The organism is Streptomyces sp. cmx-4-9, assembly GCF_046548835.1.
Classification (GTDB): domain Bacteria; phylum Actinomycetota; class Actinomycetes; order Streptomycetales; family Streptomycetaceae; genus Streptomyces.
On record NZ_JAEBEE010000007.1, the window covers coordinates 1 to 15300 of the forward strand.

The 15300-nt window shown below is 72.2% G+C and carries 12 protein-coding genes and 1 pseudogene; 8 read left to right on the top strand and 5 right to left on the bottom strand.

Annotated elements, in window-relative coordinates; translation table 11 throughout:
* Window positions 1-119: pseudogene (locus ACLJTM_RS21660) on the top strand (lytic transglycosylase domain-containing protein); the annotation flags it as partial.
* 270 nt (window positions 120-389) lie between these two features.
* Here the strand turns inward: ACLJTM_RS21660 and ACLJTM_RS21665 are convergent.
* The gene (locus tag ACLJTM_RS21665; protein WP_411105333.1) at window positions 390-1559 is read right to left on the bottom strand and encodes a steroid 3-ketoacyl-CoA thiolase; all 1170 of its coding nucleotides are present in this window, start codon (window positions 1557-1559) and stop codon (window positions 390-392) included.
* 243 nt (window positions 1560-1802) lie between these two features.
* Here ACLJTM_RS21665 and ACLJTM_RS21670 point away from each other — a divergent pair, with 243 nt between their 5' ends.
* Together ACLJTM_RS21670 and ACLJTM_RS21675 are read left to right on the top strand one after the other, a co-directional pair.
* Window positions 1803-3047 (top strand): cytochrome P450, encoded by a 1245-nt coding sequence (locus ACLJTM_RS21670; protein ID WP_411105334.1) that lies wholly within the window; start codon window positions 1803-1805, stop codon window positions 3045-3047.
* A gap of 150 nt (window positions 3048-3197) precedes the next feature.
* A complete protein-coding gene (locus ACLJTM_RS21675; protein ID WP_411105335.1) occupies window positions 3198-4646 on the top strand; it encodes an FAD-binding oxidoreductase in 1449 nt (482 codons plus the stop codon).
* Here the strand turns inward: ACLJTM_RS21675 and ACLJTM_RS21680 are convergent.
* On the bottom strand, window positions 4643-6724 hold the full coding sequence (locus tag ACLJTM_RS21680; RefSeq protein ID WP_411105336.1) for a bifunctional glycosyltransferase 87/phosphatase PAP2 family protein: 2082 nt from the start codon (window positions 6722-6724) through the stop codon (window positions 4643-4645). The genes ACLJTM_RS21675 and ACLJTM_RS21680 overlap by 4 nt on opposite strands.
* Window positions 6725-6844: 120 nt before the next feature.
* Between ACLJTM_RS21680 and ACLJTM_RS21685 the strand changes: the two genes are divergently transcribed.
* Complete coding sequence (locus tag ACLJTM_RS21685) at window positions 6845-7204, top strand: antibiotic biosynthesis monooxygenase family protein (RefSeq protein WP_411105337.1); 360 nt, start codon at window positions 6845-6847, stop codon at window positions 7202-7204.
* Between the two features lie 282 nt (window positions 7205-7486).
* On the opposite strand, the gene ACLJTM_RS21690 is transcribed toward ACLJTM_RS21685, so the two are convergent.
* Window positions 7487-7882, bottom strand: coding sequence for a nuclear transport factor 2 family protein (locus tag ACLJTM_RS21690; RefSeq protein ID WP_411105338.1), 396 nt, complete (start codon window positions 7880-7882; stop codon window positions 7487-7489).
* A gap of 107 nt (window positions 7883-7989) precedes the next feature.
* Here ACLJTM_RS21690 and ACLJTM_RS21695 point away from each other — a divergent pair, with 107 nt between their 5' ends.
* A complete protein-coding gene (locus ACLJTM_RS21695; RefSeq protein WP_411105339.1) occupies window positions 7990-8532 on the top strand; it encodes a GNAT family N-acetyltransferase in 543 nt (180 codons plus the stop codon).
* A 26-nt stretch (window positions 8533-8558) separates the two neighbouring features.
* On the opposite strand, the gene ACLJTM_RS21700 is transcribed toward ACLJTM_RS21695, so the two are convergent.
* Complete coding sequence (locus ACLJTM_RS21700) at window positions 8559-10631, bottom strand: DHA2 family efflux MFS transporter permease subunit (protein ID WP_411105340.1); 2073 nt, start codon at window positions 10629-10631, stop codon at window positions 8559-8561.
* A gap of 1393 nt (window positions 10632-12024) precedes the next feature.
* On the opposite strand from ACLJTM_RS21700, the gene ACLJTM_RS21705 reads away from it, so the two are divergent.
* Window positions 12025-12195 carry a peptidoglycan-binding domain-containing protein gene (locus tag ACLJTM_RS21705; RefSeq protein WP_411105341.1) on the top strand — a complete coding sequence of 57 codons (171 nt, stop codon included), beginning with the start codon at window positions 12025-12027 and terminating at the stop codon, window positions 12193-12195.
* 159 nt (window positions 12196-12354) lie between these two features.
* Window positions 12355-13038, top strand: coding sequence for an HAD-IA family hydrolase (locus tag ACLJTM_RS21710; RefSeq protein ID WP_411105342.1), 684 nt, complete (start codon window positions 12355-12357; stop codon window positions 13036-13038).
* A 210-nt stretch (window positions 13039-13248) separates the two neighbouring features.
* Here ACLJTM_RS21710 and ACLJTM_RS21715 read toward each other — a convergent pair whose 3' ends face one another.
* Window positions 13249-13830: a TMEM165/GDT1 family protein gene (locus ACLJTM_RS21715; RefSeq protein ID WP_411105343.1), complete on the bottom strand. Its 582-nt coding sequence runs from the start codon at window positions 13828-13830 to the stop codon at window positions 13249-13251.
* Between the two features lie 780 nt (window positions 13831-14610).
* Here ACLJTM_RS21715 and ACLJTM_RS21720 point away from each other — a divergent pair.
* Entirely contained in the window at window positions 14611-15255 is a 645-nt protein-coding gene (locus tag ACLJTM_RS21720; protein ID WP_411105781.1) for an HNH endonuclease family protein, read from the top strand.
* Window positions 15256-15300 lie beyond the last annotated feature (45 nt).

Consider the following 15300-nt stretch of genomic DNA (forward strand, 5'->3'; position numbering starts at 1 on the left):
GCTCGGACTGGAAGACCAACCCGGCCACCCAGATCAAGTGGGGCCTGGACTACATGAACTCCCGCTACGGCAGCCCCGTCGGCGCCTGGAACTTCTGGCAGTCCCACCACTGGTACTGAGCCGACCCCGGTCCCACGGACCCGGTACGGCAGACCCGTGGCAGCAGCCGCAACAGCCGCAACACCACCACCGGCATCACCCGTCACTGCTCCCGCGTCAGCGGTGGAAGCAGTACGCAGCAGAACGACGCAGCGCGTGCGAAGGCCCCGGTGGCCGGCCTCCCCAGGTCCGGCCCACGGGGCCTTCGTCTTTTTCCCATCCCACTGGGTTCGGGGGTGCACCGGGGGGCGTCCCGGCGGCCTGGGCCGACGGTGGGGCGCCCCCGCGGCTCACAGGCGCTGGATGATCGTCCCGGTCGCCAGCGCGCCGCCCGCGCACATGGTGATCAGGGCGAACTCCTTGTCGCGGCGTTCCAGCTCGTGCAGCGCCGTGGTGATCAGTCGGGCTCCGGTCGCCCCGACGGGATGGCCGAGGGCGATGCCGCCGCCGTTGACGTTGACCTTCTCCAGGTCCTGGTCGAAGACCTTGGCCCAGCTGAGGACCACGGAGGCGAAGGCCTCGTTGATCTCGACGAGGTCGATGTCCCGCAGTGACATCCCGGCCTTGCCGAGCACGGCCCGCGTCGCGTCGATCGGCCCGTCCAGGTGGTAGTGCGGGTCGGCGCCGACGAGGGTTTGGGCGACGATCCGGGCGCGCGGCTTGAGTTTGAGGGCGCGGGCCATCTTGCGTGAGGCCCACATCACGGCGGCGGCTCCGTCGGAGATCTGCGAGGAGTTCCCTGCGGTGTGCACGGCGGTGGGCATGACCGGCTTGAGCCGGGCCAGCGCCTCCATGCTGGTGTCGCGCAGGCCCTCGTCCCGGTCGACCAGGCGCCACATGCCCTGGCCCGCGGCCTGCTCCTCCTCGGTGGTCGGCACCTGCACGGCGAAGGTCTCGCGCTTGAACCGCTCCTCGGCCCATGCGGCGGCGGCCCGTTCCTGGGAGAGCAGGCCGAGGCGGTCCACGTCCTGCCGGGTCAGGCCACGGTGGCGGGCGATCCGCTCGGCGGCCTCGAACTGGTTCGGGAGGTCGACGTTCCACTCGTCCGGGAAGGGCTTGCCCGGGCCGTGCTTGGACCCGGAGCCCAGCGGCACCCGGCTCATGGCCTCCACGCCGCAGGCGATGCCGATGTCCATGACGCCGCCGGAGATCATGTTGGCGACCATGTGGTTGGCCTGCTGCGAGCTGCCGCACTGGCAGTCCACCGTCGTGGCGGCGGTCTCGTACGGGAGGCCCATGGCGAGCCAGGCGTTGCGGGCGGGGTTCATCGACTGCTCGCCGGCGTGGGTGACGGTGCCGCCGACGATCTGTTCCACGCAGTCCGGCTGGATTCCGGTCCGGGCGAGGAGTTCGCGGTAGGTCTCGCCGAGCAGGTAGGCGGGATGGAGGTTGGCGAGCGCGCCCCCGCGCTTGCCGATCGGGGTGCGTACGGCTTCGACGATGACGGGTTCCGCGGCCATGAGCTCGTCCTCTCCTGCACAGCGCCGGCGCGGCGGGCCGTCCCGGCGCCCCGCCTTGAACTAGTACGCGTTCTAGTTCGACTCGCAGTCTTATGAATCGGAGGCCCGTCACGCAAGGGTCTTGCACGTGCCCTGCACGGATTCCACACGCAACAGTTGACGCGCCTCCCCTTGTCACTTCTGGAACTCGTTACTACCTTCAAGCCAACTTCTGATGGTCCGTCAGACTTTGGAGTTGCCCCGATGTCCTGTCCCGCGCTGCCCGAAGGCTTCGACGCCACCGACCCCGACCTGCTCCAAAGCCGGGTCCCGCTGCCGGAGTTCGCTCGGCTGCGGCAGACCGCTCCGGTGTGGTGGTGCCCGCAGCGGCGGGGGATCACCGGCTTCGACGACGAGGGCTACTGGGCCGTGACCCGGCACGCGGACGTCAAATACGTCTCCACGCATCCGGAGTTGTACTCCTCCACCACCAATACGGCGATCATCCGCTTCAACGAGCACATCCAGCGTGATGCCATTGATGCCCAGCGGCTGATCATGCTGAACATGGATCCGCCGGAACACACGCGCGTGCGCCAGATCGTGCAGCGCGGCTTCACCCCGCGGGCCATCCGCGGCCTGGAGGCCGCCCTGCGGGACCGTGCCCGCAAGATCGTCGAGGAGGCCCTGGCGGTCTCCGCGGACGGCAGCTTCGACTTCGTCACGCAGGTGGCGTGCGAACTCCCGCTGCAGGCCATCGCCGAGCTGATCGGCGTACCGCAGGAGGACCGGTCCCGGATCTTCGACTGGTCGAACAAGATGATCGCCTACGACGACCCGGAGTACGCGATCACCGAGGAGGTCGGCGCCAACGCGGCGATGGAGCTCATCGGCTACGCCATGAACCTCTCCGCGGAGCGCAAGGAGTGCCCGGCCAAGAACATCGTGACGCAGCTGGTGGCGGCCGAGGGCGAGGGCAACCTCGGCTCCGACGAGTTCGGTTTCTTCGTCCTGCTGCTGGCCGTGGCGGGCAACGAGACCACCCGCAACGCCATCAGCCACGGCATGCACGCCTTCCTCACCCACCCCGGGCAATGGGAGCTGTACAAGGCGACCCGCCCGTCCACCACCGCGGAGGAGATCGTCCGCTGGGCCACCCCGGTGGTGTCCTTCCAGCGCACCGCCACCCAGGACACCGAACTGGGCGGGCAGAAGATCAAAGCCGGTGACCGTGTGGGGCTCTTCTACTCCTCCGCCAACCACGACCCCGAGGTCTTCACCGACCCGGACGCCTTCGACATCACCCGCGACCCCAACCCGCACCTGGGGTTCGGCGGCGGCGGCCCGCACTTCTGCCTCGGCAAATCCCTGGCGATCATGGAGATCGACCTGATCTTCAACGCGCTCGCCGACGCCCTGCCCGAGTTGCGGCTGGCCGGCGAGGGCCCGCGGCGGCTGCGCGCGGCCTGGCTCAACGGCATCAAGGAACTCCGGGTCAGCCACGGCTGACCCGCGACCCAGGGCGGCAGGGGCCGCTCCTCCCACGCCCCGGCCCCTGCCGTCCGCTGGCCCGCGGTGCACCGCGTACCGCCCGGCCCCGGCCCCTGCCGTCCGCCGGCCCGCGGTGCACCGCGTACCGCCCGGTGCCAGACTGGGGGCATGGCCACGGCTCCGCTCGGCCCGTCCTTCGGGGGCCGCCTGGTGCGCCCCGGCGACCCGGACTACGACGAGGACCGGCGCGTCTGGAACGGCTCCGTGGACCGCTCCCCCGCCCTCATCGCGCACTGCGCGGGCGTCGCCGACGTCATCGACGCGGTCCGTTTCGCCGCGGCCTCCGGGGCTCCCGTCGCGGTCCGCTCCGGCGGGCACAGCTTCCCCGGCCAGTCGGTGTGCGACGGCGGCACCGTCATCGACCTCTCCGCCCTGCGCGGCATCCGCGTGGACCCGGCGGCGCGGACCGTCCGGGCCCAGGCCGGGGTGCTCCTCGGCGAACTGGACCGCGAGACGCAGGCCTTCGGCCTGGCCGTCCCGTCCGGGATCGTCACCCACACGGGAATCGCCGGGCTCACCCTCGGCGGCGGGATCGGCTGGCTGATGCGCAAGTACGGGCTGACCGTGGACCAGTTGCTCGCGGTGGACCTGGTCACCGCGGACGGCGCCCTGGTGAAGGCCTCCGCGGACGAGAACCCGGACCTGTTCTGGGGGGTGCGCGGCGGCGGCGGCAACTTCGGGATCGTCACCGAGTTCACGTACCGGCTCCACCCGGTCGGCCCGGTGGTGCTGGCCGGACCGATCCTGTGGCCGATGGCCGAATCGGCGCGGCTGCTGCGCTTCTACCGCGAGTGGATCACCTCGGTACCGGACGAGCTGACCACGGCCGTCGTCCACCGCAAGGCGCCGGCGGTCGGGTACCTGCCGCCGGAGGTCCACGGGAAGCCGGTGGTCATGGTGGTCTGCTGCTACGCGGGGCCGGTCGAGGAGGGGCAGGAGGTGCTCCGGCCGCTGCGCGCCTGGGGGCCGCCGCTACTGGACCTGTGCACGCCCAAGCCGTTCACCGAACACCAGGCGTTGTTCGACCCGTCCTTCCCGCACGGCCGCTGGTACTACTTCAAGTCCTGCGACGTGGACCGGCTCAGCGACGAGGTCATCGACCGGACCGCCGAGCACGCGTCCCGGATCGCCTCCCCGCTGACCGCTTTCCCGATCTTCCAGCTCGGCGGGGCCGTCGCCCGGGTCCCGGAGGACGCGACGGCCTTCGGCGGCCGCCACAGCGGTCACACCTTCAACATCAACGCGACCACGGAGGGCCCGGAGGGTTTCGAGGCGGAACGCGACTGGGCGCGCGGCCTCTGGTCGGCGCTCGCTCCCCATCAGACCGGCGTGTACGCGAACTTCCTGATGGAGGAGGGCGAGGACCGGGTCCGGCAGGCGTACGGGCCGCAGAAGTACCGGCGCCTGCAGGAGCTGAAGCGCCGCTACGACCCCGGCAACCTCTTCCGCCTCAACCAGAACATCCCGCCGGCCCCGACCCCGGTGCCCGCCCGGCACACGCCGCCTAGCGCGGTGAGCGGGGCGGCGGCATCTTCCGGAAGGTCCGGGGACCGCTAGGAGCTCCGGGCCGCGGCGGCCCGTGTCCCCCGCTCCTGCGGCTCCTGCGGCTCCTGCCGCTCCTGCGATTCTTGCCGCTCCTGCGACTTCTGCGACTCCTTGCCGGCGGGCGGGCGCTGTCCGGGCAGCGTCACCCGCAGCGTCCGCGGCCCGGACAGCGCGTACACCAGGCCGAATCCGGCCGCGACGACCGCCGCGCCGCCCGCCGCGTCCAGCACCCAGTGGTTGGCGGTGGCGACGATCGCGCAGACCGTGATCAGGGGGTGCAGGGCGCCGAGGAGCTTCTGCCAGCCCTTCGGTGCGAGGACGACGATGACGATGCCGCACCACAGCGACCAGCCGAAGTGCAGTGAGGGCATGGCCGCGTACTGGTTGGAGATCGCGGTCATGGCTCCGTAGGAGGGATTGGCCAGGTCCTGCGGTCCGTGCACGGTGTCGATGAAGCCGAGGCCGGGCATCAGGCGCGGCGGCGCGAGCGGGTAGAGCCAGAACCCTGCGAGGGCGAGGACGGTGGCCAGGCCGAGCGAGGCGCGCGCCCACCGGTAGTCCCCGGGGCGGCGCCAGTACAGGACGGCGAGGATCGTCAGCGGCACCACGAAGTGGAAGGAGGTGTAGTAGAAGTCGAAGAAGGCCTCCAGCCAGGGCGTTTTGGCCACGGCCCGGTTGACGGCGTACTCGATGTCGATGCCCAGGGCCTGCTCGATGCCGTGGATATGGCGGCCGTTGCCCTCCGCGAGGCTGCGGCTGGCGGGTGCGGCGGCCCGGATGTGCGAGTACAGCGAGTACCCGACCCGTATCAACAGCAGTTCCAGCAGCAGGTTGGGGCGGGACAGCACGCGCCGCCACAGCGGCAGCAGCGGCACCCGCGACCAGCGGGCCTCGGCCGGCCTCCCGTACGCCGTCGGCACCGGCTCCCGCCAGTACGGTGCCGAGCGCGGCAGGAACGGCACGGCGCAGGCCGCCGCGAGCGCGGCGAGCAGCAGCACGTTGTCGCGCACGGGGGCCAGCGCGGCCAGGTTCGGCAGGAGCACCGTGCTGGGCAGGGTCATGGCCAGGACCACGGCCACCGGCCACACGGGTCGGTCGGCGGCCCGCCTGCCGACCTTCCCGGCCACCGCGAGCAGTACCCACAGCAGCTGGTGGCGCCAGCCCGCCGGGGACACGGCGACGGCGACGCAGCCGGTGACGGCGACGGCGAGCAGCAGCTGCCCGTCGCGGGCGTAGCGGGCGGCGCGGCGCAGGCCGATCCAGGCGATCGCGGCGGCCAGGGCCGCGTACGCCAGCACTTCGCCGGGTCCGCTCATCCCGAGGCGCAGCAGCACCCCGTGCACGGACTGGTTGGCGAGACTGTCGGGGGCGCCGCCCAGGCCGGCCCCGGCCAGGTGCTCGACCCAGTACGTCCACGAGTCGCGGGGCATCGCCGCCCAGGACAGGGCGGAGGCTCCGGCGAAGGTCGCGGCGGCGGTCCCGGCGGTGCTGCGGCGCCCGGACAGCCACAGCAGCGCGGCGAACAGCAGCAGGGCGGGCTGGAGGGCGGCGGCGAGACCGACGAGGAAGCCGGCGGGCCGCTCGCCGGGCACCCGGAAGAGGGCCAGGAGCACCAGCAGCACCGGCAGTACGGCGGTCTGCCCCGGGGAAGCGGCCTCGCGCACGGGCAGCGAGACCATCATCAGGGTGACCAGGACGGGCGCGGCCAGCAGGGCGGTGCGCCGCGGCACCGGGTCGGGCAGCGCCCGCGCGGCGACCAGCCCGATCGCGGCGACGAGCAGCAGGGTCACGCAGGTCCAGGCCACCTCCAGGGAGGGCGCCGCGAAACCGGTGAGCGGCTTGAGGACGAGTCCGGCGAAGGGGGTTCCGGTGAACTGGCCGGCGTCGTACAGCGATCCGGGCAGGCCGCCGGGGAGGTGGAACCCGCTGAGCCACTCGCCCGGCGGCACCCGCAGCACCACGGCGGCCTGCCTGACCGCGAGTGCTCCGGCCAGTGCCCACAGGAGGAGGCGGGCCGCTCCCAGTCGGCCGCTACCGCCTATGACCCCGGCATGTCCGTTCGCATTGCTGTGCTCCGCCGCGTTAGCCACGCCTCGCCGGCCTCCCGCCGTGTTGACCGCAACCTCGACTTCGCCTGGCTGCCGCGTTTCATGCACCGCTTCCTTACCTGGGGACGACGATATCCCCCGCGGCATCCCTAGGATGGCTGCATGAGCATCGTGAAGATCAATGCGCTGACCGTCCCCGCCGAGCAGCGGGAGGTGCTGGAGCAGCGGTTCGCGTCGAGGGCGGGAGCCGTGGAGGGCTCGGACGGGTTCGAGTGGTTCGAGCTGCTGCGGCCCGTGGAGGGCACCGACCAGTACCTGGTGTACACGCGGTGGCGCTCGGAGGAGGACTTCCAGGCGTGGATGGACGGGCCGATGAAGGCCGCCCACCAGGGCGGCGCGGCCGGCGGCGGGGCGGCCGGGGGCGGGGCGGCCGGGGGCGGCGAGCGGCCGAAGCCGGCGGCCTCGGGTTCCTCGGTGTGGTCGTTCGAGGTCGTGCAGCAGGCGGCGCCGAAGCAGGCCTGAACCGGCCGGTCCATGTTGCGCCGTGTGTGAGGCCCGGGGCGCTGCCCCGGGCCTCACGCGTACGCGGGGCGCGGGGGCAGGGTTACGGGCGTGCGGGCGCGCGGGCGTGCAGGGCAGCGAGGCGGGACGGGGCGGGGCTGCGAGGCGGGACGGGGCTGCGAGGCGGGACGGGGCCGGTCGGACCGGTCCGGTCGGTCCGGACCGGTCCGGTCCGGTCGGTACGGTCCGGACCGGTCGGTACGGTCCGGTCCGGTCGGTACGGTTCAGTCGGTCAAATCCGGATCAGCACCAGAAGGCGTCGGCTTCCTCGATGTCCTCGGTGCACTCGTCGATGTCGGTGATCTTGTGGCCGACGATGGTGAGGAAGAGGCCGCCGCGGATCTCGATGCCGCGGTCGCCCCGGTCGGCGCGCGCGGTGTGGAAGGTCATCACGTGGCCGCGGCCGTCGGCGAGGACGGTGTGCAGGTCGACGCGGTAGGTGCCGTGGGTCTCCTCGCCGAGCCTGCGGTAGAGGTCGAGGACGGCTTCACGCCCCTTGTGGTGCCCGGACACCGGGCTGCCGCCGGGCACGTGGTGGATGACGTCGGCCGTCATCATCGAGCCCAGCGTCTCCATGTCCCCCTTGCCGAAGGCCTCGTAGCCGCGGCGGATCAGCGCACAGTCCGGATGCTCCGTCATGACGGTTCACGCTCTTCCCGTGGGCGGTTTGTGCTTTTTCCTATCATCAGCCCGTCCCTGTGGATATTCCACGCCACCCTCCCCCGCCCCGGCTCCACAATGACGCCATGAACACCGAACCGATCACCCAGCCCCCCGCCCCCACGACACCACCGGTCCCACCACCGGCAGCGCACTGGACGGTCACGCCTGAACGCAGCGACACCGCCGACTCCAAGGCCCTGCGGCGTGCCTACTTCGCCGAGATCGCGGGCCGATTCTGGAAGCGGACCGCCACCGAGGCCGAGATCGACCAGGGCCTCGCGGACGACCCGGACGACGGGCTGACCCCGCCCACGGGCCAGTTCGTCGTCGGACGCCTCCAAGGCAAGGCCCTGGCCTGTGGCGGGATACGTCTGCTCGACCCGGCCACCGCGGAGCTCACCAGGGTGTATGTCGACCGGTCCGCCCGCGGCACCGGCGGCGGCGCGGCGCTGCTGGAGGCCCTGGAGGCGCAGGCCCGCGCCCTGGGCGCCGAACGGATCCGGCTGGACACCCGGTCGGACCTCGTGGAGGCCCGCGCCCTGTATGCGCGCCACGGGTACCGGGAGATACCCGCCTACAACTCCGGTGCGTATGCACAGCACTGGTTCGAGAAGAGCCTCGTCTGAGGAGGCCGGCGGCTGCCCGGCGCAGCTCAGTGCAGGGCGTGGTCCCGCCGCGCCGGAGCCTCGTAGGGCTCCTCCTCGTCCGAACCGCACAGCTCCGCGTTGATCTCTGCGACCAGCTTGACCAGGTCGGTGGGGCGGTCGGGGCCCCACCAGTCGCCGAGCAGTTCGGCAAGGGACTCCTGCCGGGCCGCAGCCAGCTTCCCGGCGGCCTCGCGCCCCTTGTCGGTCAGCACCAGCGCCAACCCCTCGCGCACGGCGAGCCCGCGCTCCTCGGTCTGCCGGGCGGCGTCGGTGACGGCCTTCAGCGGCACCACGGTGCGTTCGGCGAGCATCGCCGGCTCCGCTGAGCCGTACTTGTTGATCCGCAGCAGCAGCCAGCTGGCGGCGGGCAGCAGGTCGTAGCCGGCCTTCTCGGTGATCTTCTCGTAGACGTGCCGGCGGCCCTCACGCGAGCCGAGCACGCACAGGGCCCGGGCCACTTCGTCGCGCGAGGAGCGCTCCACGGGGTTGGAGGCGAGGGTCTCCGTCACATCAGGTGCGGTGACGGAGGCGCGCAGCTTGTCCTCCTTGAGGAAGCAGGCGACGACGAAGGCGACCAGGACGATCGGCACGGCGTAGAGGAAGACGTCGGTGATGGAGGTGGCATAGGCGTCGAGGACGCGGGGGCGCAGCTCTGCGGGGAGGGCGCCGATGGCGCGCGGGTCGGCCTCCAGCCGTGCGGCGTCCGCGCCGGGCGGCAGCGGGACACCGGCGAGCGCGCCGGTCAGCTTGCCGTCGAGCTGGTTGGTGAAGATCGTGCCGAAGATGGCGACGCCGAAGGAGGCGCCGATCGAGCGGAAGAAGGTGGCACCGGAGGTGGCGACACCGAGATCGGCGTAGCTGACGGCGTTCTGCACCACCAGGACGAGCACCTGCATGACCAGGCCGAGTCCGGCGCCGAAAACGAAGAAGTAGACGCTCATCTCCCAGGTGGAGCTGGTGCGGTGCAGCTGGTGCAGGAGGAGCAGGCCGAGGGCGGTGACGCCGGTGCCGAGGATGGGGAAGACCTTCCACCGGCCGGTGCGGCTGACGATCTGGCCGGAGGCGGTGGAGGAGATCAGCATGCCGAGCACCATCGGCAGCATGTGGACGCCGGACAGGGTCGGGGAGACGCCTTGGACGACCTGGAGGAAGGTCGGCAGGTAGACCATCGCGCCGAACATGGAGAAGCCGACGATGAAGCTGATCACCGAGCAGAGGGTGAAGGTGCGGATCCGGAACAGTTTCAGGGGCAGCACGGGTTCGGCTGCCCTGCGCTCCACGAGTACGAAGGCGACGAGCAGGAGCAGGCCGAGGACGGCGAGGCCGATGATCTGCGGCGAGGCCCAGGGCCAGGTGGTGCCACCGAGGGAGGCGACGAGCACGAGGCAGGTGGCGACCGAGGCGATCAGGAGGGTGCCCAGGTAGTCGATGGTGTGCTTCGAGGAGCGCACCGGGATGTGGAGCGCGGCGGCGATGACGGCGAGCGCAACGAGCCCGATGGGCAGGTTGATGTAGAAGACCCAGCGCCAGGACAGGTGGTCGACGAACAGCCCGCCCAGCAGTGGGCCGAGCACACTGGTCGCCCCGAAGACGGCACCGAAGAGGCCCTGGTACTTGCCGCGTTCGCGGGGCGGGACGATGTCGCCGACGATCGCCATGGACAGCACGATGAGTCCGCCGCCGCCCAGGCCCTGCAAGGCACGGAAACCGATGAGCTGCGGCATGTCCTGGGCGAGCCCGCACAGGGCCGACCCGATCAGGAAGAGGACGATGGCGTACTGGAACAGCTTCTTGCGCCCGTACTGGTCGCCCAGCTTGCCCCACAGCGGGGTGGCGGCGGTCGAGGCGAGCATATAGGCGGTGACGACCCACGAGAGGTGGGCCATGCCGCCGAGCTCGCTGACGATGGTGGGCAGGGCGGTGGAGACGATGGTCTGGTCGAGTGCGGCGATCAGCAGGCCCAGCAGCAGGGCGCCGATCGACACCAGCACCTCGCGGGAGGCGCGCTCACCGCCCGGTCCGGACGACTGCGGGCCGGGACCGGGGTCCCCGGGCTCTGTGGTCACATCCTGGGCCATCAACTCCTCCTCAGGCCGGATCAACATCTCCATCCTGAGCGGTGTGTCCGGTTATGGCCTCTCGGAGGGTTGGGAGGGGGTCCACGGGTCTGCATAATCGCAGGCAGTCGCCAGGGGAGAGGGAATTCCAGTGAGCCGTGAGCACTGTCCAGAATGCGGCGCCACCGGCGCCGCCTGCGGGTGTGCGCCGGGTGTGGGCTTCAACCCCTTGCGCATCCGCCCGTACGTCGCCCTGCCCGACCCGACCGCCCCCGGCGACCCCGCGCCGCCGCCCCAGCCGGTGATGGGCGTGGTCTCGCCGGACCCCGCGCACGACCCCACCCCGCCGTACGGGATACCCGCCGTCCCGGGCGGAGCGCACAGCCCGGCCTACGGAACCCCCGTCACACAGGCCCACCCCGCCTGGCCCGAGGACCCGGCCACCCCGCCCCCCGGCCCGAGCACACCGGGGCCAGGACAGCCGACCCCCGACCTGCCCACCCAGGGGATGCCCGCCGCGATACGCCCCAGCCCCGGGCGGCAGGGCGCGGGGCCGCAGCGCGCGGGGGCGCACGGCGCGGACCCGCAGGGGGCGCGGGCGCACGGCGCGGACCACGACGCTGAGCAGCACGGCGCGGGCGCGTATGGCGCGGTGTGCGGCTCTGAGCCGCTTGGCGCGGCCGCGTATGGCGCGGAGCCGCACGGCGCGGGTGCGTACGGTGCGGAACCGCACGGTGAGGGCGCGTATGGCACCGAGCTGCACAGCACGGAGCAGCGCGGCACGAGCCCGTACGACGCGGAGCCGCGTGGCACGGACCCGTATGGTCCGGGCCCGTATGGCGCCGAGGTGCACGGTGTCGGCCCGGACGGCAGCGTGCCGGGCGGCCCGGTCCTGCACGGCACCACCGGAACCGGGGAGGGGGGAGGGGGCGGGGGCGGGGGCGGGGGCCCCACCCGACGGAGCGGCGGTGAACGGGCCTTCCGAGGTCTGCTGCCCCTGCTCGTCGGGGCTGCCGCGGTGGTCGGTCTCGGGGGGACCGCACTGGCGCTGTGGGTGCTGCCGGGGACCTCCGGGGATGACGTCGCGTTGCAGGACAGGAAGCCGTCGGCGGCCCCTTCGGTGAGTGCGGCTCCGGCCGACCCCTCGCCGTCCGCATCCGCCACCGCGACGGCGGGGGCTTCCCCGTCGCCCTCCCCCTCTGCTTCCCCGTCGGCGAGTCCTTCGCCGTCAGCCTCGGCCTCGTCCTCTCCCTCGCCCTCCGCTTCCCCGACCTCCGCGGCGTCGCCGTCCGCGTCCCGCTCTTCCGCGGCGCCCACCCCGAGCCGGACGCCGAGTACGAGCCGTGCCCCCAGCCCGGCGGCGCCGCCGCCCGCGCAGGGCCCCACGCTCCGGTACGGGGATTCGGGCGCGGAGGTGGAGAAGCTCCAGCGGCTGCTGGCGGCGCAGGGCCTGTACCAGGGCAGGTTCAACGGCAAGTACGACTGGCGGGTGGAGAACGCGGTGTCGACGTTCCAGTACGACCGCGGCATCGAGGACGAGTGGGGCGTCTACGGACCGGCCACCCGTCGGGCGCTGGAGGGATAGGGACCGCGACGTCTGGAGGGACGAGGGTCACAACGCGTCGATTGGCGCAGACCGTCCCCCATTTTGTATCTTGGAGAAACAAAGTGGTTCCGTCCTCAATCCCTGACCGGTGGACGGAACCACTTGTTCTTTTTCCCCGCCCCGTCTGGAGCCCCGCCGATGCCGGCCAGCACCACCACCGCACCCGTCGTCCTCCACGCCAAGGCCCTGCTCCTGGACATGGACGGCACCATCGTCAACTCCGACGCGGTGGTCGAGCGCTGCTGGCGCGAGTGGGCGGTGTCCCACGGCCTGGACCCGCAGGAGGCCCTCAAGGTGGTCCACGGCCGCCAGGGCTACGCCACCATGGCCGTCCTCCTCCCGGAGCGGCCGATGGAGGTCAACTTCGCGGAGAACGCGGTGATGCTCGCCCGCGAGACCGCTGACACCGACGGGGTGGTGCCGGTCGCCGGCGCCCCCGAGTTCATGGCCGCGATCGGCGCTCTGCCGCACGCCCTGGTCACCTCCGCCGACGCCGCCCTCGCCGAGGCCCGCATGACGGCTGCCGACCTGCCGATGCCCGAGGTCCGCGTCACGGCCGAATCCGTCCAGGCGAGCAAGCCCCACCCCGAGGGTTTCCTCATGGGCGCGGCCGCCCTGGGCATGGACCCGGCCGACTGCATCGTGTTCGAGGACTCGGCCGTGGGCATCGCCGCAGGCCAGGCCGCCGGCATGCGGGTCGTCGGTGTCGGCCCCCGCGCTGCCGCGCACGCTCCGACGGCCCACGTCGCGGACCTGACCGCCCTCCGCGTCACCACCACCCCGGACGGCTCGATCGCGGTCACGATCCACCCCGGCGCCTGAGACCGGACCCCGCCGGGCCGGGCCGTGCCGAGCGACCTTGTACGCGCCCGGCCACGGCCTGGAACGGTGCAGAACCATCCGTTCCGGGCCGGACCGAACCCGATGCGGACCCGCCACGGCCGAACCAGGCCCGGCCACGGCCAAACCGGGTCCGACCAAGCCCAACCAGGCCGGACCGGGCCCGACCCGGGAGGACCAGGCGGCCGGGCTCTAGCCGGCGATGGCCTCGTACAGCGAGAACACGGCCAGCGCCGCCATGACTCCGGCCGCGACCTTGGTGATCAGCCGCAGCGGCACGTACTTCATCAGGGTGCGTCCGCCCAGGATGCCGATGCCCGCCACCGCCCACAGGGCCAGTACCGCGCCGAGGCCGACGGAGACCGGGTTGTCGTACCGGGCGGCGAGGTTCGCGGTCATGATCTGCGTCAGGTCACCGAACTCGGCCACCAGGATCAGCATGAACCCGGCCCCGGACACCTTCCAGAAGGACTGGTCGGACGGCGGCTTGACCTCTTCCTCCCCGTCGTCCTTCTTCAGGAGCAGCATGGCCGCGCCCGCGAGGAAGAGGAGGCCGACGACGGCCTGTACGAGCCGGTGCGGGAGCAGGGTGAGCACGCTGCCGGCGGCGATGGCGAGGGCGACGTGCACGGCGAAGGCGGCGGCGACGCCGACGAAGACGTAGGAGGCGCGGTAGCGGGTGCCGAGCATCAGGCCGGCCAGGGCGGTCTTGTCCGGGAGCTCGGCAAGGAAGACGACGCCGAAGGCGATGGCCATGACGGTGAAGCTGAACACGGAGGGGAACCTCGATCGGTCGGGCAGGACACCGTCGGCACCGAGAGACCTGGGTTGAGTCAGGGGTCGCTTCGGCTCGGCGGCGTCCTGGCTGGCGTATGCGCGCATGAGCGCGACCACGCCTGAACAGGACACTGCGGCCGAAGGTCTCACTGGCCGACCGCTGTCCGCGGCCTGCCTCCGGGCGCCGGCTGGTGTGACCCAGCAGTATGTCGACGGTCCGGCGAAGAGCTACTCCCCTTCTGCTCCCGCAAGGGTACTCGACACACCACCGCCAGCCCCAGGGACCTTTGGCCCCCGGATGGCGCGGCCCGCCGAGGCCACTTTCGCCGCACGAGCGGCGTCGAGGTGCGGACCGGCCCTTCCACCCCCCGGCCTGGGCGCCCGGCGACAGGCCGGCCCCTGACCGCCGGCCCCCGCAGCCGCCAACACCCGCGGCCGCCGCGGCCCCCGCGGCCCCCGCGACACCCGCGGCCGCCCTCTCGTCCGGCCCCACGCTCCGCTGCTCCGTTCCCACGCCCGATGCACCTCGAAGCCCCCGGGCCTGCCCACCCGCCTCCTCCCCCGGTCGCGAATTGTCGACACGCACTCCCCCAATCCCCCCGGAATCTCAACCTCCGTATAAAAAGGGCCCCTTGCCTGGGTTGATGTGACGTGCCCATGTCGCCAAGCTGTCACCCGGCGCCCATCCCCGCGAAACCTGGCGCCGCCAGCATGGCCGCGCCCCACCGGGGTCGCACGGCCACACCCCCCGCACCCAGGGAGCCCCTCATGGCACTCATATCCACCGTCTACGCGCGTCGCATTGGCGTGCTCGCGTCAGCAGCCGCGCTCGCCTCCCTCACCTCGCTCGTCAACGCCCCCACCGCCGCGGCCTCCCCGCCCGCCCCCATCAGCGCCGCGGCGGCCCGCTCGTACCTCGCCACCGTCACCCCCAGGGCTGAGGGGTCCACCAGCGGATACAGCCGCGACCTCTTCCCGCACTGGAGCACCGTCTCCGGCAGCTGTAACACCAGCGAGACCGTGCTCAAGCGGGACGGCGTCAACGTCACGCAGGACTCCTCCTGCGCCGCGGTGAGCGGCAGCTGGTACTCGGAGTACGACGGCGCCACCTGGACCGCCGCCTCGGACGTCGACATCGACCACATGGTCCCGCTCGCGGAGGCCTGGCGCTCCGGTGCCAACTCCTGGACCACGAGCAAGCGCCAGCAGTTCGCCAACGACCTCAGCCGCCCGCAGCTCATCGCCGTCACCGACAACGTGAACCAGGCCAAGGGCGACCTCGACCCCGGCAAGTGGCTCCCGTCGCGCACCGCGTACCGCTGCACGTACGCACGCATGTGGGTCAACGTGAAGCAGTACTGGGCCCTGAGCATGGACTCCGGGGAGAAGTCCGCGCTGGTGAACATCCTGAACGGCTGCTGACACGGTCCACCGCCCGCCCCGCACGGAGGTAAGGGCGGCAAGGGC

Excerpts from the sequence above, each read along its gene's own strand:
- ACLJTM_RS21675 (WP_411105335.1), top strand. The coding sequence starts at position 3,198 with ATGGCCACGGCTCCGCTCGGCCCGTCCTTCGGGGGCCGCCTGGTGCGC.
- ACLJTM_RS21665 (WP_411105333.1), bottom strand. The coding sequence starts at position 1,559 with ATGGCCGCGGAACCCGTCATCGTCGAAGCCGTACGCACCCCGATCGGC.
- ACLJTM_RS21670 (WP_411105334.1), top strand. The coding sequence starts at position 1,803 with ATGTCCTGTCCCGCGCTGCCCGAAGGCTTCGACGCCACCGACCCCGAC.
- ACLJTM_RS21685 (WP_411105337.1), top strand. The coding sequence starts at position 6,845 with ATGAGCATCGTGAAGATCAATGCGCTGACCGTCCCCGCCGAGCAGCGG.
- ACLJTM_RS21695 (WP_411105339.1), top strand. The coding sequence starts at position 7,990 with ATGAACACCGAACCGATCACCCAGCCCCCCGCCCCCACGACACCACCG.
- ACLJTM_RS21690 (WP_411105338.1), bottom strand. The coding sequence starts at position 7,882 with ATGACGGAGCATCCGGACTGTGCGCTGATCCGCCGCGGCTACGAGGCC.
- ACLJTM_RS21700 (WP_411105340.1), bottom strand. The coding sequence starts at position 10,631 with ATGGCCCAGGATGTGACCACAGAGCCCGGGGACCCCGGTCCCGGCCCG.
- ACLJTM_RS21710 (WP_411105342.1), top strand. The coding sequence starts at position 12,355 with ATGCCGGCCAGCACCACCACCGCACCCGTCGTCCTCCACGCCAAGGCC.